Annotated in this window: 22 protein-coding genes and 1 pseudogene; 15 read left to right on the top strand and 8 right to left on the bottom strand. The window is 58.1% G+C overall.

All coding sequences use genetic code 11. The annotated features are described in order from the left end of the window. Positions 1-313 precede the first annotated feature (313 nt). On the bottom strand, positions 314-1,021 hold the full coding sequence (locus AB7G19_RS39565; protein WP_439037711.1) for a Crp/Fnr family transcriptional regulator: 708 nt from the start codon (positions 1,019-1,021) through the stop codon (positions 314-316). A gap of 326 nt (positions 1,022-1,347) precedes the next feature. On the opposite strand from AB7G19_RS39565, the gene AB7G19_RS39560 reads away from it, so the two are divergent. From AB7G19_RS39560 to AB7G19_RS39550, 3 genes are all read left to right on the top strand, one after another. Continuing rightward, positions 1,348-1,731 (top strand): response regulator, encoded by a 384-nt coding sequence (locus AB7G19_RS39560; RefSeq protein ID WP_354113589.1) that lies wholly within the window; start codon positions 1,348-1,350, stop codon positions 1,729-1,731. A gap of 382 nt (positions 1,732-2,113) precedes the next feature. Further along, positions 2,114-2,776 (top strand): response regulator transcription factor, encoded by a 663-nt coding sequence (locus AB7G19_RS39555; protein ID WP_439037712.1) that lies wholly within the window; start codon positions 2,114-2,116, stop codon positions 2,774-2,776. A 363-nt stretch (positions 2,777-3,139) separates the two neighbouring features. Further along, entirely contained in the window at positions 3,140-3,802 is a 663-nt protein-coding gene (locus AB7G19_RS39550) for a helix-turn-helix domain-containing protein (RefSeq protein ID WP_439037713.1), read from the top strand. 1,592 nt (positions 3,803-5,394) lie between these two features. On the opposite strand, the gene AB7G19_RS39545 is transcribed toward AB7G19_RS39550, so the two are convergent. Further along, a complete protein-coding gene (locus AB7G19_RS39545; RefSeq protein ID WP_354113594.1) occupies positions 5,395-5,733 on the bottom strand; it encodes a hypothetical protein in 339 nt (112 codons plus the stop codon). Between the two features lie 259 nt (positions 5,734-5,992). Continuing rightward, positions 5,993-6,162 (bottom strand): annotated as a pseudogene (locus AB7G19_RS39540) (SOS response-associated peptidase); the annotation flags it as partial. Positions 6,163-6,239: 77 nt separating this feature from the next. Between AB7G19_RS39540 and AB7G19_RS39535 the strand changes: the two are divergent. Next, complete coding sequence (locus AB7G19_RS39535) at positions 6,240-7,274, top strand: IS110 family transposase (RefSeq protein WP_439037714.1); 1,035 nt, start codon at positions 6,240-6,242, stop codon at positions 7,272-7,274. Between the two features lie 260 nt (positions 7,275-7,534). Here AB7G19_RS39535 and AB7G19_RS39530 read toward each other — a convergent pair whose 3' ends face one another. Continuing rightward, positions 7,535-7,726 (bottom strand): hypothetical protein, encoded by a 192-nt coding sequence (locus AB7G19_RS39530; RefSeq protein WP_354113596.1) that lies wholly within the window; start codon positions 7,724-7,726, stop codon positions 7,535-7,537. A 295-nt stretch (positions 7,727-8,021) separates the two neighbouring features. On the opposite strand from AB7G19_RS39530, the gene AB7G19_RS39525 reads away from it, so the two are divergent. Continuing rightward, a complete protein-coding gene (locus AB7G19_RS39525; protein WP_354113597.1) occupies positions 8,022-8,180 on the top strand; it encodes a hypothetical protein in 159 nt (52 codons plus the stop codon). A gap of 602 nt (positions 8,181-8,782) precedes the next feature. Here AB7G19_RS39525 and AB7G19_RS39520 read toward each other — a convergent pair. Beyond that, complete coding sequence (locus AB7G19_RS39520; protein ID WP_354113598.1) at positions 8,783-8,977, bottom strand: hypothetical protein; 195 nt, start codon at positions 8,975-8,977, stop codon at positions 8,783-8,785. Positions 8,978-9,455: 478 nt separating this feature from the next. On the opposite strand from AB7G19_RS39520, the gene AB7G19_RS39515 reads away from it, so the two are divergent. The 6 genes from AB7G19_RS39515 (at position 9,456) to AB7G19_RS39490 (ending at position 11,346) form a co-directional block, all read left to right on the top strand. Next, entirely contained in the window at positions 9,456-9,611 is a 156-nt protein-coding gene (locus AB7G19_RS39515; RefSeq protein WP_167768323.1) for a hypothetical protein, read from the top strand. Between the two features lie 191 nt (positions 9,612-9,802). After that, entirely contained in the window at positions 9,803-10,066 is a 264-nt protein-coding gene (locus tag AB7G19_RS39510) for a hypothetical protein (protein ID WP_354113599.1), read from the top strand. A 48-nt stretch (positions 10,067-10,114) separates the two neighbouring features. Next, a complete protein-coding gene (locus AB7G19_RS39505) occupies positions 10,115-10,417 on the top strand; it encodes a hypothetical protein (protein WP_354113600.1) in 303 nt (100 codons plus the stop codon). A 135-nt stretch (positions 10,418-10,552) separates the two neighbouring features. Continuing rightward, complete coding sequence (locus tag AB7G19_RS39500; RefSeq protein ID WP_439037715.1) at positions 10,553-10,912, top strand: hypothetical protein; 360 nt, start codon at positions 10,553-10,555, stop codon at positions 10,910-10,912. A gap of 96 nt (positions 10,913-11,008) precedes the next feature. After that, a complete protein-coding gene (locus AB7G19_RS39495; RefSeq protein WP_354113602.1) occupies positions 11,009-11,149 on the top strand; it encodes a hypothetical protein in 141 nt (46 codons plus the stop codon). Continuing rightward, positions 11,149-11,346, top strand: coding sequence for a hypothetical protein (locus AB7G19_RS39490; protein WP_441268794.1), 198 nt, complete (start codon positions 11,149-11,151; stop codon positions 11,344-11,346). The genes AB7G19_RS39495 and AB7G19_RS39490 overlap by 1 nt, the downstream gene beginning before the upstream one ends. A 247-nt stretch (positions 11,347-11,593) precedes the next feature. Here AB7G19_RS39490 and AB7G19_RS39485 read toward each other — a convergent pair whose 3' ends face one another. Beyond that, positions 11,594-12,097, bottom strand: a complete 504-nt coding sequence (locus AB7G19_RS39485) for a cupin domain-containing protein (protein ID WP_439037716.1) — start codon at positions 12,095-12,097, stop codon at positions 11,594-11,596. A gap of 224 nt (positions 12,098-12,321) precedes the next feature. Continuing rightward, positions 12,322-12,507 (bottom strand): ATP-dependent DNA ligase, encoded by a 186-nt coding sequence (locus AB7G19_RS39480; protein WP_354113605.1) that lies wholly within the window; start codon positions 12,505-12,507, stop codon positions 12,322-12,324. Positions 12,508-12,849: 342 nt separating this feature from the next. On the opposite strand from AB7G19_RS39480, the gene AB7G19_RS39475 reads away from it, so the two are divergent. The 4 genes from AB7G19_RS39475 to AB7G19_RS39460 all read left to right on the top strand — a co-directional run bounded on the left by AB7G19_RS39475 (position 12,850) and on the right by AB7G19_RS39460 (position 15,320). Continuing rightward, positions 12,850-13,071: a hypothetical protein gene (locus AB7G19_RS39475; protein WP_439037717.1), complete on the top strand. Its 222-nt coding sequence runs from the start codon at positions 12,850-12,852 to the stop codon at positions 13,069-13,071. Between the two features lie 397 nt (positions 13,072-13,468). Then, the gene (locus tag AB7G19_RS39470; RefSeq protein ID WP_439037718.1) at positions 13,469-13,618 is read left to right on the top strand and encodes a hypothetical protein; all 150 of its coding nucleotides are present in this window, start codon (positions 13,469-13,471) and stop codon (positions 13,616-13,618) included. A gap of 558 nt (positions 13,619-14,176) precedes the next feature. After that, positions 14,177-15,175, top strand: a complete 999-nt coding sequence (locus AB7G19_RS39465) for an ABC transporter substrate-binding protein (RefSeq protein ID WP_441268793.1) — start codon at positions 14,177-14,179, stop codon at positions 15,173-15,175. A gap of 10 nt (positions 15,176-15,185) precedes the next feature. Further along, the gene (locus AB7G19_RS39460; protein WP_439037719.1) at positions 15,186-15,320 is read left to right on the top strand and encodes a hypothetical protein; all 135 of its coding nucleotides are present in this window, start codon (positions 15,186-15,188) and stop codon (positions 15,318-15,320) included. A 1,904-nt stretch (positions 15,321-17,224) separates the two neighbouring features. On the opposite strand, the gene AB7G19_RS39455 is transcribed toward AB7G19_RS39460, so the two are convergent. Then, complete coding sequence (locus tag AB7G19_RS39455) at positions 17,225-17,719, bottom strand: hypothetical protein (protein ID WP_439037720.1); 495 nt, start codon at positions 17,717-17,719, stop codon at positions 17,225-17,227. Positions 17,720-17,969 lie beyond the last annotated feature (250 nt).

Raw genomic sequence — 17,969 nt, 5'->3', positions numbered from 1 at the left:
CCCGGGATTGCAGCCGCCGAAATGATTAGTTTATATAATCGTAGTCTGTTTGTTTTTCGCCGAGGGGGGCGATGCGAGACTACCGCGCATATGTCATGGGACCGGATGGTCACATAGAGGACCGCATCGAGTTTTGGTCCAAAGACGATGAAACAGCCAAAAAGCACGCCGAGCAGTACGCAGACGGCCACGACATAGAGTTATGGCACCAAGATAGAAAGATCGCAGAAATTAAAATCAGGCAGTAAATCCGCCGCCGATGAGGCGGGCAAGTTTGCCGTCGAGCAGAGATCAAAGTCGCAGCAAGGCTGGCCTAGATTAGAATAGCCGACTGGTCCACCAGTGTTTGATAGCACTCGCACGACATTCTCTCCAAAGTGGATCGATCCAGAATCGTAATTTGCCCGCGCGAGTAGGTAATGGCCCCCGCAGCCTGTATCTTGCTCGCAACTTCCGTGACCGAGGTACGGCGAACTCCAAGCATCTCGGCAAGAAATTCGTGGGTCAGCATCACGGTATCGCTTTCGGCGCGATCTGCGGATTGCAATAACCAGCGGCAGAACCTCGCCTCGACGGCATGCAACGCATTGCAGGCCGCGGTGATCCTGGCCTGAGAGAGAAGCACTTCATTATATTGGATACACATGTTTCGGGCTGCTTCGCTTTGAGCCACGGCTTTTCTGAATTGTGAAGCAGGAATTTTGCTCACCATCATCGGGAGCTGAACCACAACTCGAACGAGGGACTTGTAGAGCCCCAATCCTGCCATCGCGCCGACCACCCCCTCGCGCCCGACCGTCGCCGTCTCGATCGCTTTGCCGTCTCGCAGCACGGCAAGTAGCGAGAGCATTCCATTTTGGGGAAAGTAGACCTGATCGAATTCATCACCCGGCTCCGCCAAAACTTCGGCTTGCTGCAATGAAACGGTGGTCAGATGGTGCGCCAGCAAATCGAAGTGGTGGCGCGGCAGAGCCGCAAGCAGCTTGTTGTCCAACGGACGGCCTAAATTTTTGAGGTGCACTGCGATATTCCTGCCCGGTCGGTCGGGCCGATTCTCGCAGGGGGAAGGTGGAAGCCGCTCCGAAGGCGGTCCTCGCGGGAAGAACTTAATATAGTGACGAACGAAACGGATTGTCCGTCCGGTACCGTGCTTTGCGCCAACTCGTACGTTTGCAGTCGATCTGCGACGATCTGATTGTCTTGCAATACCTATCGCTTAGGTGGGGGCAAAGGGGCCGGATCTTAGGTCGAAAAATAATCGTCCGGTCCCGGACATATATTTCGATCAGCCAGGAACGTTGGCTGCTGGGACCCTTTGTCTAGATAGACCTTAAAAGGACGGGCGCCATGAGTTCTGCAAACGCAGCGAGGCGGCCCGTTGTCCTAATCGTCGAGGACGAGTTTCTGATCCGGTCCCACGCGGCTCAAATCATTGAAGATGCCGAGTTCGATGTGCTTGAGGCATCGAATGCAGATGAAGCCATTTCAATTCTTGAAGCCAGATCGGATATCGCCGTTCTATTTACGGACATTCAGATGCCGGGCAGCATGGATGGCCTAAAACTGGCCGCTGCGGTCAAAGGACGCTGGCCCCCGATTAAGATCGTTGCGACTTCCGGGTTCGTTAATGTGCGGCCAAACGACCTGCCTGAAGGCGGGCGGTTTCTTGCTAAGCCCTATCATCCGGCTCAACTGATGGCGACACTTCGGGAGTTGACGGTCGGTCCGTAGGTTTCGTGGAGTGTTCCTGCTACGCAGCTCCGGCGATGAGAGAAAGCAGGCCGAATCCGGTATGGTCTGGAGTTGGCCCTAAGCCGAAGGTCGCTTGAACCCGCGTCATGACGGCTTTCCGAGGCAAAGCCGACGGCACATCACCTCGCCATCGCGGGACATCAATCGCGCTAGGCTCCACAAGAGCTTGATCGAACCACAGTAAAGGGGCAGCTTGGCTGACCTCAGCAGCGAGACTGTCCCTCCGGCTACCTGTTCGCCACTCGGACGCCATTGTGTCGGGCACCGGACAGAGCTAGTTTAATCTCATCATCGGCCCGCCATAGGCATCCATCGGTGACTGAGAGTGCTTCATGCTCCCGCCTGAACTATTCGGCGCGACATGAACCAACACGATCCTCATTCTGATCCAGAGTTTCGGTTCACTCAGCGACTGCACTGGGGGACTGTGCATGTCGTTGACGACGATGCGACTTTCCTGAAAGCGACAGAGCGCTGTTTAAGGCACGCCGGTTATGCGATTGCGACTTACAATTCCTCTCAGCACCTGCTGGATTACCTGCCGCGCGAAAGTGCCCCAGGTTGTCTTCTCCTCAACGTGCAAATGCCCGGATTGGATGGCCTGGTACTTCAGTCTCGATTGAGCGAACTCGGCGCGACCCTGCCAATCGTCTTCGTTGCTGATTATCCCGACATCCCGACAACGGTGGCGGCGATAAAGGCGGGTGCGGTTGACTTTTTGATCAAGCCTATAACATCGAAGCAACTTCTTGAGGTCATTGAGCGGGCGATTGTGCAGCACGCCGCGGCGCGCGGCTTAAAGATCAAGTCGGATGTAGCTCATGCCCGTCTTGCGGCATTGACGCCGCGCGAACGACAGGTCTTCGACCTTATCGTTATCGGCAACACGAACAAGCATGCCTCCCGTGCGCTTGGCTGCACCGAACGTACAATCAAGGCCCATCGCCACATGGTCATGAAGAAAATGCAGGTCCAATCCGTTGCGCACCTCGTATCTTTTGCCGAGCGATCATCGAGCCGCTGAGGAAATCAGCGGAGGGAGATTTATAGCGTCGCTTACTGGTTGCGTTGGCCAAGGTCCGCATGTCCGCCTCTGGCCCTCTTGCGAAGTGGCTGCCGACACCGAGTATGTCCGATTAGCGGTGCAGACCCGAAGTGCGCAGGCCGTAGCCAAACCGGCGCTTTTGACCCGTCGCAGACACTTTCTGATGCGATCCAAGTCCCTTGTGGTTCCGCAGACTTAGCCCTTGACACCAGTCAGAATGCGGCGCGCAGTTGAGGGACGACCGAGAGGGCGGAGGGTCGATCTGCGCGGGTACGGTGAAGTTTGCGCTGGCCAAATTTCTTCTGTTGATCGCACAGCATTCGTTAACTCACGGGCGCAGCGATGCTTGTTAAGGTGAACGCAGCTAACCGTAATTCTGACGATCACTCACTTACCCTTGCGGGCGAGTGCGCGTTCTGTAGCGAGTTTAAGCATCGCAAAGGAACGGAAATCTTCGGCGAGGGAGGTGAGACTGAGTACGTCTATCAAATCATCTCTGGTGCGGTTCGGACCCACAGGCGGCTCGCAGATGGACGCCGTCAGATCAACTCGTTTCACCTTCCAGGTGATATGTTTGGGTTAGAAAATGGCGCAAAATATCGCTTTTCTGCCGAAGCTCTTGTCGAGACCAAAGTTCGTATCGTGAACCAGCGTAACCTTCTTGCTGCGTTCGAAAGTCGAGCAAACGGCAGAACCCAACTGCTCCGCCTCGTTACTCAAAGCCTTCGGCACGCTGAGAACCATATGCTTCTCTTGGGCCGAAAGACGGCGCTTGAGAAAGTGGCGGCGTTCATCCTTGAAATGGACGAACGGCAGGCGCATCCGGACGCAATGGTCTTGCCGATGGGCCGTCGCGATATCGCCGATTATCTCGGACTGTCGCTGGAAACAGTATCACGCGCTCTTTCGACCCTACAAGAAGAGGGGCTGTTGTGGTGCGACGGGGCGACCCGAAAACGGTTCATAATCCTAAGCCGGGCCGGACTTGCGAAATATGATGCGTAAAGCGACCCGCCAGCCGCGCTGACGATGTCGGCTTGTACATCGGACATCGCAACCGCGGTCGAGACCGGTGCGGTTCTGTAGTACGGTTGGTATTCTACGCAGGAAGGCGTTCTCGACGGACGCGACGTTTTGAACGCCCGCTCGGTTCGGGCCTGCTGGGGGATCTCCGAAGGCTCGGACATAGGCCGCATCAGTTGGAAATCGTGTCCCAGAATACACTTTTACGTCGGCTCCCCGCCATCTTTGGCGGTGTAGGATACCTGATCACCGCCCGCCCTCGGCTGTTATCGGTGACTGAGAGTGTTGCGCTCCCGCCGGATCGTAGGGGAGTGCATCGCATGCCGGAATCTCATTCCGCTCGCATGATCGAGCGGTCTCGCTGCCCCAAGTGCGAGATTTGCATGATGCTGGTCGGTGTCGAGCCCAGCTTTGCTGGTCCCGATTTGCGCACGCTTGAATGTCCTAAGTGCAAACTGGCCTACAAGGCGCTGGGAGGACCTATGAAACCGAGAACAAAGCGGGTTGGCTCAAAGGCGAACTAGGCCGGGGCGAGCAAGGCCGCCTGTTGGCTCCTCTTTCATATCGGGCTAAGCCTGCGATGTCGCCTTTTGGCCCCTTCAGAGACTTGCCGACCTCCACGGTGAACGTCCGCGTTCGAGGGCAAAGCGGAAAAAAATATCTCGCCCTGAATTCTTCTCAGTTTGACCCTGAGCGCGCGCTCGGCGATGTTTCACTTCCCTTTGCCCCGGGGCGGGGGCAGCTTGTCTCCCCCTAGAATTCCCAGTGGTCCGTTTTGGCGCGAACTGCGCAGGCTTTCGGCCTTAACCCGAGTTAGTTTAGGTCATGGGCAGTGAGCTAATGGTGCGTGTGGTCGGCGTTGTGGCGGGTGTCTTCGCCGAGGCCTCCGTCTCGGCGTTGATCCTCCACCATTGATCTATCTCAATTCACTTCCCACTCTCAGGTGCTGCTTGGTATGGGCGACCAAACCCGTATCGCGCATGCGACCATGACTCAATCGATGGTCTGGGCTCGCCAGTATCAGCATGCTCACTATGCTTTCTTTGATGCCTGAGGCGGCCTCCAGCTGAGAGGGGAACGGCAGATGAAAGTTCGTGAACTTGTGCAGGCGCTTCAAGCGCTGCCCGATCAGGATGCTACGGGGTTATTGGCGAGGGGAATAAGCCTGACGAGTGGCTTGTCGTATCGGGTTTAGCGCCGCGCAGGATCTTTCGATTGGACGATGACCACGCAAAACGCGGAAGCGATATGGCGGTTGAGATAGTTTAGATCGCCAACTGCCGCCACCTGCGGCGGCCTTACTTCTGTTCGTCTTTGACTACCATGTCAGGCTTTCAAGTTGGTGCGCCAGCGCTGTCCAACTACGTGAGATGCCAAGTAGCACAGTGGATCGGCGAGCAGAAATATGCGGTTCGCGCCCCAGAATTTTGTACTCGGCTGCATATGTTTTGCACTCATTGACGGAAATCATCGAAGGCCTCCCGATTGGTCCGGGAGCGACCGCGCCCTCAGTAATCGTAGGTTATTCGGTCGCGAGCGAACGACCTAACGATATCAGCTATGTCCGGACATAGCTAATTAGGGCTGTCTTGGTTCTGCGAGCGCGGGAGCATCTTGCGCAGCTTCCTGATGATCCGGCGCAGATCATCGGCATATTCCTCAGCGACTTCCCGGGCCTGATCGGCACGGGACAGTTTGGACCCTTTGCCGGTCGGTTTCTCGTCTAACGGATTTTTCATATCGGCGCATTCAACGAATGTTCCGCTCGGCAGTATAAAACTCTTCCCGGGTTTTGTCCGTCCGATAGCGGACAAATCAAGGAAACTGGCACGGTTGCGACGCGGCGTTGGCGATGAGGTCCATTTCGGGTCGACAGGCAAAATGCCGGACTTAGTTGCGTAGGTCTGCTTCACCCGGGCTTTTAGTGCTTGTGACGCGATTGCGTTCCTCCGAATCAAACGCAGCCAGAGTGCAATCTGGCGTTTCCATCGCCGATAAGATGCCAAAGGCCGGGCGGCGACGGTGACAACTTACCAGGCGCGGACCTTGAGTTCTTTAACCCATGTTATTGGGGCGCAGCGTGACGGATAGGTGCCCTAGTGGCAGCAGCTGCGTGGCAACTTGCTCTATCTCAGTATCTCAGATCCCCAGCTGCGCGTGCACAGCTATCAACGGCATCCACCACGGCATCGTACTCACCTCGGGTCCGGTCTCGGCGTTGGCACCACCGGAACTGAATAATCCGGAAACACGGCCGGCATCGGCGGTAGGTTGCCGACGTAGCGATTAACCACGCGGAACGGCGCGATGATCGCAGCTTTGTTCGTGGTGATGCTGTAGATGGGGTGATTGCGGTTGCTGCTCGAAAGGCTCAGCCTGGAAGGGAAGCCGGCGAGCCGGTGGCAGCAGGAGCGGGAACATGAAGCACTATGTCGGTCTGGATGTTTCGCTAAAGGAGACGGCTATCTGTGTTGTGGACGAGAATGGCGTCGTCATTCGCGAGGGCAAGGCACTTTCGGAACCGGAGGCTATTGTTGCCGGGCTCAACGAACGCGGATTGCCCATTGTCAAGATCGGGATTGAGATTGGTGGTCTCGCTCGTTGGCTGTACAGCGAACTGCGTGCTGCCGGCTTACACGCAGTCTGCATCGATCCCCGAAGACTGCGTGGCGTGACTAAGACGATGCCTATTAAGACCGATCGAAACGACGCTCGCGCCATTGCACAGGTAATGCGGGTCGGCTGGTACACCGTTGTTCATATCAAGGGTGACGTGAGCCAGGAGCTACGAATGCTTCTCAACAATCGCAAGACGCTTTTGATCAAGCAGATCGATATTGAGAACGAAATTCGCGGCGTCTTACGCGTCTTCGGCTTAAAGCTGTCTGGTCGTATATCTCAAGCGACGTTTGAGCAGCAGACCAATGAACTCACAGATGGCCATCCACGACTCGCGGCGATGCTGCGCCCAACGCTTCTGGCTCGAGCCGCGCTGCGTGAACAGTATGGCGTCCTGCACAAGATGGTACTTGAAATAGTACGCCGCGAATCGACATGTCAGCGGCTCATGACGATACCGGGCGTAGGTGCACTGACGGCAATCACGTTTCTAACAACCATTGATGACCCGGATCGCTTTCAACGATCCCGCGATGTTGGCGCGCATCTTGGCCTTACGCCACGCAAATACGCATCTGGGGAAACCGATCGGAATGGCGCTATTTCGAGGTGTGGCGATGTGATGCTCAGGACCATACTTTATCAGGCCGCGCTTGCACTTCTAACCCGCACCAAGCGTTGGTCCGCATTGAAAGCTTGGGGTGTAAGGGTGGCCAAGCGACGCGGTCTTCGCCGAGCGGTCGTAGCAGTCGCACGAAAATTAGCGATCGTGATGCATCGGATCTGGGGAGATGGAAGCGAGTTCCGATGGACCCGTGAGGAGGCGACCGCATGATCAATTAGCAATTCAGCGGATCCGCCGAAAAGGCGGGACGACGTCCTGCGAGGACGAGGTCGGGGTGACTGCACTGCAACCTCTGTGCCTGCAGCACGCGCCTAATAGATAGCAGCTCCCGATCTTCGGACTACCATCGTGAGGCGGCTATGAACGTCGACCTCGTAGACAAGAGCGAGCCTCGCAGGCTGTCGGTAACGAGCTGAACCCTTGTGCCAGCAACCGCAATCAGACAAGAGGTTGCACATGCGCTTTGCGGACTACCGCTTCTTAAAGTCCGTTAGCTTGCGCATGTAGTAACCCTGTCTCTGAATGGCGAGCTTAATGTCCTCGCTGACGCTCGCCGCTTTTTTCTTCTTACGCCACCCGCCTGGCGCGTCAGAAAGAGGAATTGGCAAACCACTACGCACAACCAACAGATCACGCTTAGTGTTCAGATACACATCGAACATCCTAAGGCCCCCCAGCCAATTGTCAGAATATCGCGGGGAGCAGAAATAGCAAACAACTCCGTCCGGCCACAATGGACAGGCAAGCCGCTACAGATTGCGGTGGCGTGCCGGGCACAACGGACGCGGCGCGGCACCCCGGCATCGGCATCAGCCTGCGCCATCGGCGGCGACGATCAGGCCCGCAACAGTGGCGGGGATAATGATTCTCGAGCCGAAAACATGATTTTACTGCAACGGCCACTGGTGGCTGAACCGGGACGGGACGGCACCGCCGCCCACAACCCGGAGCAAGCCAATGCGCGACCCGCGCCCCTTCGTCGTCATCCAGAGCGGCACGTTCTTATTCGTAATTCACGCCTACAGCGCGCGGCAGGCCCGCACGCTGGTCGCGGCCCGCCTCGCGAACACGACCGGCGTTCTCATCGTCGCGTCGCGCAAGGGTTCGCCGCGATGATCCCCGACAGCAAGAACGGCCTTCCCGCGATGGCCTGTGTCTCAGCGATGCAGAAGGCGATCAGGCGCGGCATGGAGCCGAAACGATGGAGTTCGCCGTCGAATTGATCCACACACGCGAAGGCGTTTCACTCGATGGTCCGCAATCGCCTCGAAGTCATTTGCCATGAAGACCTCGACACGTTGGCCGCGCCGCACTGTTTCCGTTCGTCGCCGCATCGCTCGCGGCATCGCGGGAGCGCTACAGTGAGAGTATCGGCGAAGCCCGCCTGATGGTGGGGCATCGCGATCCGCATGATGGCGTGCGCGCCGAAGTCCCGCGCGGGCTACCACTTCGCTGCCGCCATCGGCTTCGATCCTTGCTTGAGGACTACGCGCCGACGATCCCGACCGGGCCAACGATCAACACACACACGCCGGGAGAAGCTGGGCCGCGGTCTCGAACACTTCCGCAAGGAAGGCGCGAGGTTGATCCCGCCACCGACCGCCGACGATCCTTACGAGGACGAAGCCTACCGGCTGTGGGGTCGCGGACGGCAATATCGCGCGACTTATTCCAAGACGGTGCGATGCACCCGAACAACGATACGCTTGGCGAGCGCCTTAGGCTGTATGTCGAAAAGAACTTCCATAATGCTTGAAGAAGTTATCAAGCTTCACTGGTTTGCCGGTATCTCGCCAGAACAGTCTTTTACCGAGGCTGGCCGCCACTGCGAGGCGGTGGTGGCCGCCGATTAGAGTATGGTCATCGGATGCTTGGGCGATGATCTCGCCGTCTTCGTCCACAATGATTTTCATGGGCCGCCTCCAGTCCAACGCGCCGGTCAGCGCCGCCGCGATGGTGCGTAATCCATCTAACCTCGTGCCGGTCCCGACGTTCCTACCCATGAAGAGCACCGTTTCCGTATTCGACATGCCACATGGCGCACCGCCTTTGTGTGCCGACTGGCATAAAATTAAGCCTGGAATTCGCAACTGCAAATATCCTCAGAGGTCGCGGTCGCGCGGTCCCCGCAGTTTGGGGCGCTCTCCACAGTACCTGCGGCCCGATTGCGGAGGGCCGCCATCGTCGGAGGGCGGCCTTCTCGCGACCGTCCCCGCCAACATCATCTCGACGCGGCGGCGCATGGGTGGCGAGAACACGGCGTTGGCCCGCGCGTGACGTCGCGTAGGCCACGCCACAGCATCCCAAGGGTTGATCTAACGCAAGCACCTCCAAACTGGGTTCCGATACCCATGGACGCTATTGCTCGCCTACATCGAGAGGAGAACACAGATGAAGTGGATCATCCTGTTGTGGACGTCCTTCGTATCTGTCTTGATCGCGATTTATGCCTATGCGTGGCGCGATATGCTCAAGACCAAGCGGGTTGTGCGACCGTACATCGACGACATTCCGTTTCGGCCTAATCGCTATCGTCAGAGCGACTGACTTAAAGCGAACCAACCGGGTGCGGCCGGCGGACGGCACCACGTCATCGCGTCATCAGCACGCCGACGGCACAGGCCCTCCATCGATCTAGGTCAACGTCAGCGATCCTCTGGGGCCCACGCTAGGTTCAGCCGCACCGAGGCGGCTCCCGTCACCTTTCAGTGACGCAAGCGCGACGAGGGAGGTCCGCCATGCATCCGAGGAAGCGTCTTTCGATCAAGTCAGCGACTGTTGCCGGGATTGCTGTTAGCGCCTTGTTGGGGCTTGCAGGTCTCACTCTCGATCCAGCCCCAGCCAAGGCGGTCGTGTACTGCCAGTACGTTGAATATCCGACCGGCTGCGTTGGCGGGGCAGGGGTCGTGCTCAGGCCTCGTCCGGTGGCGCGCGCTGCGGTCCGTCATAACGCCGGTGGCAATGCAAATGGCGGCATCGATCGCGTTGGGGCGGGGCGGTAAGCCGCGCTGACCGGCGATGACGCCGAGCTTGATCGCGCGGAAGCGGCGTTGCGCGCGGCACAGGACCGCAGCACCACCTTGAAAGCGGCACTCACGGAAGTCGAACAGCAGTTGGAGGCCCTTGAGCGCACCAAGGCCGAGATGGCGGATCGCAAGGTGCGCGCTGAGACCGCCGCCGAGATTGGGTTGCTGGTTCGCGAGCTGACCCAGGTCGGCGCGGAATTCAACAGCACCGCGGCGCGCCTGTCCGAACATACGGCTCGCGCGGTGCCGGTGGTGTTCGACGCGCTCGGGCTCGGCAAGTTCTTGGCGATCTCGCGCGGAGGTGCCTGCGGCGTTGGAACTGGTTAGCGATCCGAAAAACGAGAACCACATCCCGGCCGCCGTGGCCGACATGATCGCTCGCGCGATGCCGCGACCGGGCGACAGCGTTTGTCGCGGCTACCCGCGCCCGCATGCTGGCGCGGCACAAGAAGGTGTTGGGCGATGTTTGAAGAGAACCCGGCCGAGGATGGCAAGGAGCAGCCCGCGACCTCTGTCGGCGGTCCGGGGGCCGCTGCCCAGGTCGAGGTTGGCGACGATGGCAGCGGCCCCGATGCGGAGGTTGACGAGTACGACGGCCTCCTCACCTCGCTCGGCCGCACTTACGACAAGGACTGCCGGATCGCCATTCACGAGGCGGGCGCCACATTGTCGCTGCGCGCCTGCGCGGCCATGCGTTGGGCGGTGCCACCGTCCATCCGGGTTCCGGCTACGAAGGCCGCTTATGGGGCGAGCGCCACGTGGAGGCGTTTGCGGAAGGCCGCGGCGACGCCTCCGATGTTCGCGAGGTTCTTTCTCCGCTGATGCCCAGCGCTGGCGAAGATCACAGCTCGGTCTCTGACGTCTTCGGCAATACCTATACGCAAGTGATCGAATTGATGGCGCCGAGCCGCTGAGCGCATGCTGCTGGATGGCGAGCCTGTGTCACCGGCAGATGATCTCCGGCAGGCGCGTGAACTGGCGCTGCTGTTCTGTAAGAGCGAGCAGGCGATTGAGACCTTCATCGAGCACACTGCGATGTTGCCGCCCGTGATCTGCTGATGCCGTATGGCGATGTCGTGATGGTGCTGTCCATCGTGTTGCGGATCAAACGCACGCTGGACGGTGCCGAGATCGACAAGGTCATTTGGGACGTGGAGACGCGCAAGGCGTTGGCGATAGAGCAGCGGCGTCGCGCTGAGTGGCGCAAGAGCGAGCTGGTCGCGAGCCGCTTTCGCGCGGAATGTGATTACCCTTGAAGCCGCGCGGTTGCCACATCTTGCCCCAAAGAAGGTGCCGTAATCAGTGACACGTTGATCGGAAGGCGCGGCGGAGGTACCCGTGCCTGACGATCTTGAAGGGCCCCGACGTGCAACATCGTCGGGGCCTTTTACTTGGCGCGTACTCGTTGACTGTCGGATATCGCCTCTTGGACGCGAAGCTGAGATAGAATTTGGCGACCCCGGCCGCATCCGAGTTTCATATTGTTTGCTTCTCACTCACCCACTATTTCGTGGCCTGTTTGCTCGGGTCATCGGCCGGGCTGACGTAGTTGATAGCGAACGGCCCGGATCCGGCGATCTGTACCACGGTCTCTTCCGTGGTCCAGGCATAGTGATTCATGCCTGCTGGCATTTCGCCAAAACCTCCGGCCTTGAGGGACTGCCCCTTGTCCATATCGAGCTTGTCGCCGAGACCGACACGGAAGTCACCGGAGATCACCGTCACGAACTCGTCGGTGGGATGGTTGTGGGCGGGGACTTTGTAGTTCGCAGGCATTTTTAACCGCATCGTGAACAGCCCCTCCTTGCTGGGGTCACCAGCTACGACGGCGAGCTGCGCGCCGGGCGGGATGGTCGGTGGAGCGGGACCCCACCTAATGTCTTCAACATTGACCGGAGGCTTCATTTGCATCTCGGCAGCCTGCGATGCCTCCTTCGGCAGGATTTGTGCTGCTGCTAGGACAGCAAGGCTAGAAGCAACAGCAAATGGTACGATTAGTCGCTTCATTTCCTTTCCCTCCTTGGTCTACTTCTCTTCACTCGTCACAAGCTAGGGGGGCGAGCATACCGCATACCCCTCGCAAGCCCTCAGATACGGTGGCTTATTTCTGTTCGACGGTGTCGTGATGATGCGGAGACCGGCATTACTTTGCCTTTCGGTCTTGCACCCATCTTAGCATGCCCGTCCTTCACGCCAAGCACGACCGCTTCGCCATCGAGCACAAACTGCTTCTACCTAATCTTGCTCGCGGCCTCGACGATCCAGGGATAGCGACTGGCCCAGTTGTAGCCGCCGCGCGTGATCAGGCGCACCCGGTCGCCATCGCGCTCCAAGCGGAGGCGATAGCCGTCGTACTTCACTTCATGGAGCCAATCGGAGCCGTCGGGGACCGCAATGCCCTTGGTCGGCAGGCACAAACGAACGCATGCGGGAAAATAGGCATGCTCGACCTTTTTGCGAGGTGGAGCCTCACCGGCTCGGCAGACCCTGGGTGGCGTCTCTGTTATCCGGAGTGCACTCGGCATAAACATACCTTTAAGTAGAGCGCCGGGGCTGGCATTTTCATTCCGAACAAAATTGTAACCGGCAAGGGGTCGCTGTGAGGCGGCCCCTTTCGATTTCCGGTATCCTCGCGCAGATTTAGGTCCATGCCGCAATTTCATTGAGCTTCAGCAAGCCGTACCGCTCGAATTGTTGCAGTGCGCACTGGGTTCCGATGGTAATGTTTTTGCAATTGAGGCACGGGTTCCGAGCGCGAGATGGCGATCTACTTGCATTTGCAAATCCACGGCATGGCGCCGGAAGAGGTTGCCTTCATTATTAAAGCATACGAACAAACGTTGCCTGCGCTCTGTGTCAAGGACCGCGACGACCCCCTCACGGAAATGATTGCGAAAACAATCATCAAGATCGCGCAGGCCGGCATCAAAGACGCTTCCCAGATTTCGGCTCTGGCGATCAAGGAACTCGAAATGCGCTAAGGCGCCTCGGGTCCAAGTTTGGAACTGAAACATTCTCCCACCTCTGGGAGTTTGGCTCTTGGCTTCGGGGCTTCGCAATTGCACGAGGCGCTATGACCCCTTTACCGGCGGGCGACGCAGTTCTCACTGTCGCTATCATGGGCATCACCTTCCTACTCGAGGTTGCTTTTTTCGCCTGGATCGGAGTGTTCTGAACGGGCCCCGCATGATCGAGCAACGGGAGCATGGGATCGAAACGGCGCTTCGGATGGCATTGCGGGTGGCAAGGCTGAACTCAGCCGCTCCGTTAAGTACTCCGATTAAATTGGAGGAAACGCCTTAGTTCTGGCCAAGATTTTTCAAAGTTCCCGGCAACCATTGCCTCGTTCGGCGTCATTGCTCAGTTGGGGAGCGCGTGATGGACGACGATGAGGAACAGCAAGACCTTCAAGATCAGATCATGGGCTACCGCATGATGGAGCGCGATGCCACCGATCCTCTCGCACGCGGCCTCATACAAGACATCGTTGCAGAATTGGAAGCGGCGCTGCAAGCACCCAACGAGTAGTCCGATGCAGGGCTTGCCTGAGCTTCCGTCAGCTCGCCAGCCATGAACGACCTTCTATTTCCCTTGAGCCACATTAAAGCGGCCTGATCGCAGGTTCGTGCTTGATGGGCCCGGGCCCTAGGCACCGCCCCGTTCGGACCGAAACCTTCAAGCCGAGACCGGCTCGCATATGAGCGAGTGGCTGAGATCGCCCGGATTGCAACCGCCAGAGTAAGGGAGCCTTGACTTAGCTCAAAAGTTTCCTTTGGCGCTATGCCGTCATCGCAGCATGAAATCACCGGAACCGCCACCGGCCAAAGATCAACCGTCGTCTCAATCGGCGCGGGTCGAAGAAGCGCGCCGGATCATCGATGAGTATTCAGCTTGGTGGCGTTGTGCCGTGAAGTAAGGCCACCTCAGTTGTCCTAGTTCGTGAATTTTTAGCGAATGAGCAAAACGATACTGCGGTTGAACTGCTAACTGTCCGGTTGAACGTGCGGAGGCGACACCAATGATGCCGGATCAACTAGCACGCCAAGAGCAAATAGGTTGTCTCTAGGCTTTGCAGAGGCATCAGACATGAAGCGGCGCGAGTTCATAACGGCACTCGGCGGCGCTGCGGTGTGGCCGCTGGCGGCTCAGGCGCAGCAATCTAAAAAGATTTACCGAATTGGATATCTGACGGCTAATTTGAGCAGCTATCCTTGGGTAAACGGCTTCGTTCGCGAATTAGGTGATCGCGGCTATTCGGAGGGCAAAAATCTCACCATCGAATGGCGGGAGGCAAAAGGACATTCGGAACTTCTGCCCGAGATGGCTGCCGATCTCGTCCGGCAGAATGTGGACGTGATCGTGGCTGTGGGAAATTACCCCGGACTTTTGGTGAAGAAGATTACTGCGACAATTCCCATTGTCGTGCTCTCGAGCCGCGGCGGCGTTGAAACCAAATTATACCCGTCTCTTTCACGTCCTGGCGGGAACCTTACGGGTATCGACAATCTCTCGCCTGATCGCGATGTCAAACGTGTCGAGTTCTTGAAAGAAATTGTTCCACAACTCTCGCGGTTGGCAGTTCTTTACAATCCGCTTCCCTCTTACGCCAGCAATCATCTCAACAGTATTTCTTCGGCATTTGAAAAATTGGGAATTGAAGCGCAGCCGTTTGAAGTTCGTTCACCGCCGGAATTTGAGGTCGCGTTTGCTTCAATCCTGCGCAAAAGGCAGGATACGATGATTGATGCGATGACTACTGTCACCGATCCGATGTTCGTCTTTGATCGCAAGAGGATTGTCGACTTCGGAATAGAAAACAAAATTCCGAACGCGCATGAATATCGAGAATGGGTGCAGATCGGCGGCCTGCTTGCCTATGGTCCGACAATTGATGGAATATGGCGCCGAGGCGCATATTTCGTCGAGAAGATCCTCAACGGGGCAAAGCCAAGTGATTTGCCCGTCGAAGGGCCGAGCGAATTCCATCTTGCCATCAACCTCAAAGCTGCCAAAGATATGGGCCTATCTGTTCCTCAGCATTTGACCGCGAGGGCTGACGAGTTGATTAAAGCGGACGTACGCTAAGCGCTCAGCGATGTCCGTTAATGACCACCCATTGCAGACCTCCCGGTTGAAGACCGGTAGCATTCCGATGTTCTCGAAGGTGAAGGCGCTCGGCATCGATATCCCTGCGACGCTGCGCGGCCGCGCCAACGAGGTGATTGAATAACGATCCTTCTGCGCTGCACGAGTCCGTTGTTGGGCCCTTTTCGGACCTGACAGACTTGGCTGATAATCCGGCTGAAGCGGGCATCAGGCGTGCAGTTTGAGGTCTGCTTCTGGCCGGTCGGCGCACACGGAATTTGTGTACCAATTCACATAAAATAAAGCCGGAATTGCGCGATTGCAAATACGCTTGCGCGGGGTCCGTCGCACGGTCCCCGCGCTTTTGGGCGCTCTCCAAAGGAGCCTGCCGACCGATTGCGGAGGGACCGCTCACAACTTCACGCGCCCGGACAGCGTCACGCGCCGCACGTCATTACTATCACGACAACTGCCAAGTTTACCTGTTCCGTTAACTTTTCATTAACTGGGTCCGCGCACCATCGATCCCGTTCTGAGGGGACACTGCGTCGCTTCTTGTCTTGTCGCCACGCAACGTCACCACGACGCGACCGTGCGTCAGCATCAAGCGCACGACCCTCACCAATCCCTCCCGCTGGTTTCCGGCGGCACGGCATCACGGCATGGTCAGCGTCACGGTTTTAGCAAGGTTTTACGGTTCAGACGCTATCGTTTCAGGAGCTTGCGCGTTTTCGGTCGCAATCGGTGTCTCGCAAGCGCACTGGGCATGTCTCGTCCAACATGCATCGCAACAAATCATCATTGATGAAGGGGGAACGCGATGTCCGCGCTCGATCCCGCCGCGATGCATGCTCTATCCGAGTTGTTCATCGCCTTAGCCGTGCTCGTTGGCTCCATTTGGCCAAACGGCGTTTTCGAGTAAGCGATTGGGGCGGGCAACAACGAGCGTTGCCCGCTTCAAACTAACCGGGCCGAAGCCGCCGCGCTTAACGGCCCGAAGGCGGGGGATAACCGCATCCGTCTATTGCTGATCGCTGCAAAGCTCTGCTCGATGCTCTCGCCGCCTAGACGGGCAGGCAAAGTGAGGAAGTCCCATGTTCACGCTGATCGGCATTGGCATGATAGTCGTAGTGGCCTTCCTCGCGAACAGAGAGCAGCACAAGGACACTAGCAGCACCGACGACTACATCCGACATACGCGGCAGGATATCACAGGCCTAAGATCAATCGCCCTAGATGTTCTACTTCCGGTTGTGGCCCCAAGCGGTCGACCCAGCATGTCCGCTAGACGTCTGTTCTCTGGGGTGAAGCGGACTCGACATACTCAACCTGAGTTCTTCCGCGTGTGACCCGAAGGCGACCTTAAACTCGTAACCAGCGAGAGGCTGATCGCAGCTTAGCAGAGTCCTTGGTGGGACTTAGCACAAGCGGCACGCTCCCCAGGATCCGCAGCAACCCGCGCAACCACCGAACCCCCAGCCACCATACCCCCAGTCATCGAACCCGATGTCGTCATAGAACCCGATGCTGAACCCGTAGCCGCCGCAACCGCAACCACGGAAGCCGCGGCAACCACGGAAGCCACCGCAACCACGAACGCCAACAAACCCACCACCACCGCAACCACGGACGCCAACAAACCCGCCACCACCGCAACCTCGGCCTCCAACAAACCCGCCGCCACCGCAACCTCGGCCGCCAACAAACCCACCACCACCGCAACCTCGGCCGCCGCCGCACCCGCCGCCACCATGGCCGCACCCGCAACCACCGCACCCGCGCGCTAGCTGCACGCCGCTGCCAAAGTTTTCTCTATCGAAAAGATGGAACGTGGCCAGACTGACGTCGGCCATTTCCTCTTCGCCAAGAAAGAAGCGCTGATTTGGCGAGGTATTGGATTGCGGGATATCGGCAGCGGGCATCGTGGATGCGGATGCACTACCCGCCAGCGAAAGACCCAGTAGACCATGCTACAAGTCGGCTCGGTCTTGGCGTTGGCGCCAAGGCTATGCAGGCGGCAGGTGATAGCATTGAGCACAGGATAGTCTGTCAGCCGAGCTTTCGGATGAACTCACCAAGCGCACCGAATGCGAAGCAAAAAGCCGAACATGACAAGATGTCAAAATGTTCGCGACACACATGATCGCAGACCACCAAAAGGATATCGCCGAATACAAGAAGGCATCCAAAAGTAAGGATGCTGCCGGAGAATATGCTTCCGGCCAGATAGATACGTTGCAAAAGCATTTGGAGACCGCAAAATCGTTGAAAGCCGGGAATACGCCGGGATTGCGTCGGCGGGACCGCGGCAACAAATGTTTGCCAGAACGCCGGGCGGAAGATCCCGGCGGACCATGTACGCAAAAATAAGAGACACGCGGCTGCCGGCGCTTGGGCGAGTTCGACTTCTTCGGCGAAGTGGTTGACGCGGGCGTTGAGACCGACGCGTACGGTCGCCGAGGCAGAGAGGAGGCGCGTAAGGCGTGCCAGCGGCTTCGGCGCCGGGTTCATGTGGACGTTCAAAATCGCATCAGCCTCGGGCACTCGAACAGTTCGGCCAGCCTTGATGCCCGCGCGCCTAAGACGAGACAAGCGGCGCTACACAACGAACATAACCGCAGAGGCCGTCGCGCGATTTCGGCGGGGCCTTGCCACCAGCGATCCTTACCAATTTCGCGAACTGAAGATCGCATTAGCCGCGGCGCTCGGGCGCTGCAACTTCCGCGCAAGCCCGCTGGATCGTGAGCCGCGGTCATTGCTCGGTTGCGACCGCGAGCCGGTCGAGGTGGTGATC

The sequence above is a fragment of the Bradyrhizobium sp. 215_C5_N1_1 genome (genome assembly GCF_052075935.1).
GTDB classification, from domain to species: Bacteria; Pseudomonadota; Alphaproteobacteria; order Rhizobiales; family Xanthobacteraceae; genus Bradyrhizobium; species Bradyrhizobium barranii.
The sequence above is the reverse complement of the archived record's forward strand: the minus strand, read 5'-3'. Positions and strand labels throughout refer to the sequence as shown.

What these genes read in the sequence shown, in the direction of transcription:
- AB7G19_RS39520 (WP_354113598.1), bottom strand. Translation starts at nt 8,977, where the DNA reads ATGAAAATCATTGTGGACGAAGACGGCGAGATCATCGCCCAAGCATCC.
- AB7G19_RS39510 (WP_354113599.1), top strand. Translation starts at nt 9,803, where the DNA reads ATGCATCCGAGGAAGCGTCTTTCGATCAAGTCAGCGACTGTTGCCGGG.
- AB7G19_RS39525 (WP_354113597.1), top strand. Translation starts at nt 8,022, where the DNA reads ATGCGCGACCCGCGCCCCTTCGTCGTCATCCAGAGCGGCACGTTCTTA.
- AB7G19_RS39495 (WP_354113602.1), top strand. Translation starts at nt 11,009, where the DNA reads ATGCTGCTGGATGGCGAGCCTGTGTCACCGGCAGATGATCTCCGGCAG.
- AB7G19_RS39550 (WP_439037713.1), top strand. Translation starts at nt 3,140, where the DNA reads ATGCTTGTTAAGGTGAACGCAGCTAACCGTAATTCTGACGATCACTCA.
- AB7G19_RS39560 (WP_354113589.1), top strand. Translation starts at nt 1,348, where the DNA reads ATGAGTTCTGCAAACGCAGCGAGGCGGCCCGTTGTCCTAATCGTCGAG.
- AB7G19_RS39490 (WP_441268794.1), top strand. Translation starts at nt 11,149, where the DNA reads ATGCCGTATGGCGATGTCGTGATGGTGCTGTCCATCGTGTTGCGGATC.
- AB7G19_RS39515 (WP_167768323.1), top strand. Translation starts at nt 9,456, where the DNA reads ATGAAGTGGATCATCCTGTTGTGGACGTCCTTCGTATCTGTCTTGATC.
- AB7G19_RS39475 (WP_439037717.1), top strand. Translation starts at nt 12,850, where the DNA reads ATGGCGATCTACTTGCATTTGCAAATCCACGGCATGGCGCCGGAAGAG.
- AB7G19_RS39500 (WP_439037715.1), top strand. Translation starts at nt 10,553, where the DNA reads ATGTTTGAAGAGAACCCGGCCGAGGATGGCAAGGAGCAGCCCGCGACC.
- AB7G19_RS39530 (WP_354113596.1), bottom strand. Translation starts at nt 7,726, where the DNA reads ATGTTCGATGTGTATCTGAACACTAAGCGTGATCTGTTGGTTGTGCGT.
- AB7G19_RS39485 (WP_439037716.1), bottom strand. Translation starts at nt 12,097, where the DNA reads ATGAAGCGACTAATCGTACCATTTGCTGTTGCTTCTAGCCTTGCTGTC.
- AB7G19_RS39555 (WP_439037712.1), top strand. Translation starts at nt 2,114, where the DNA reads ATGAACCAACACGATCCTCATTCTGATCCAGAGTTTCGGTTCACTCAG.
- AB7G19_RS39465 (WP_441268793.1), top strand. Translation starts at nt 14,177, where the DNA reads ATGAAGCGGCGCGAGTTCATAACGGCACTCGGCGGCGCTGCGGTGTGG.
- AB7G19_RS39460 (WP_439037719.1), top strand. Translation starts at nt 15,186, where the DNA reads ATGTCCGTTAATGACCACCCATTGCAGACCTCCCGGTTGAAGACCGGT.
- AB7G19_RS39535 (WP_439037714.1), top strand. Translation starts at nt 6,240, where the DNA reads ATGAAGCACTATGTCGGTCTGGATGTTTCGCTAAAGGAGACGGCTATC.
- AB7G19_RS39470 (WP_439037718.1), top strand. Translation starts at nt 13,469, where the DNA reads ATGGACGACGATGAGGAACAGCAAGACCTTCAAGATCAGATCATGGGC.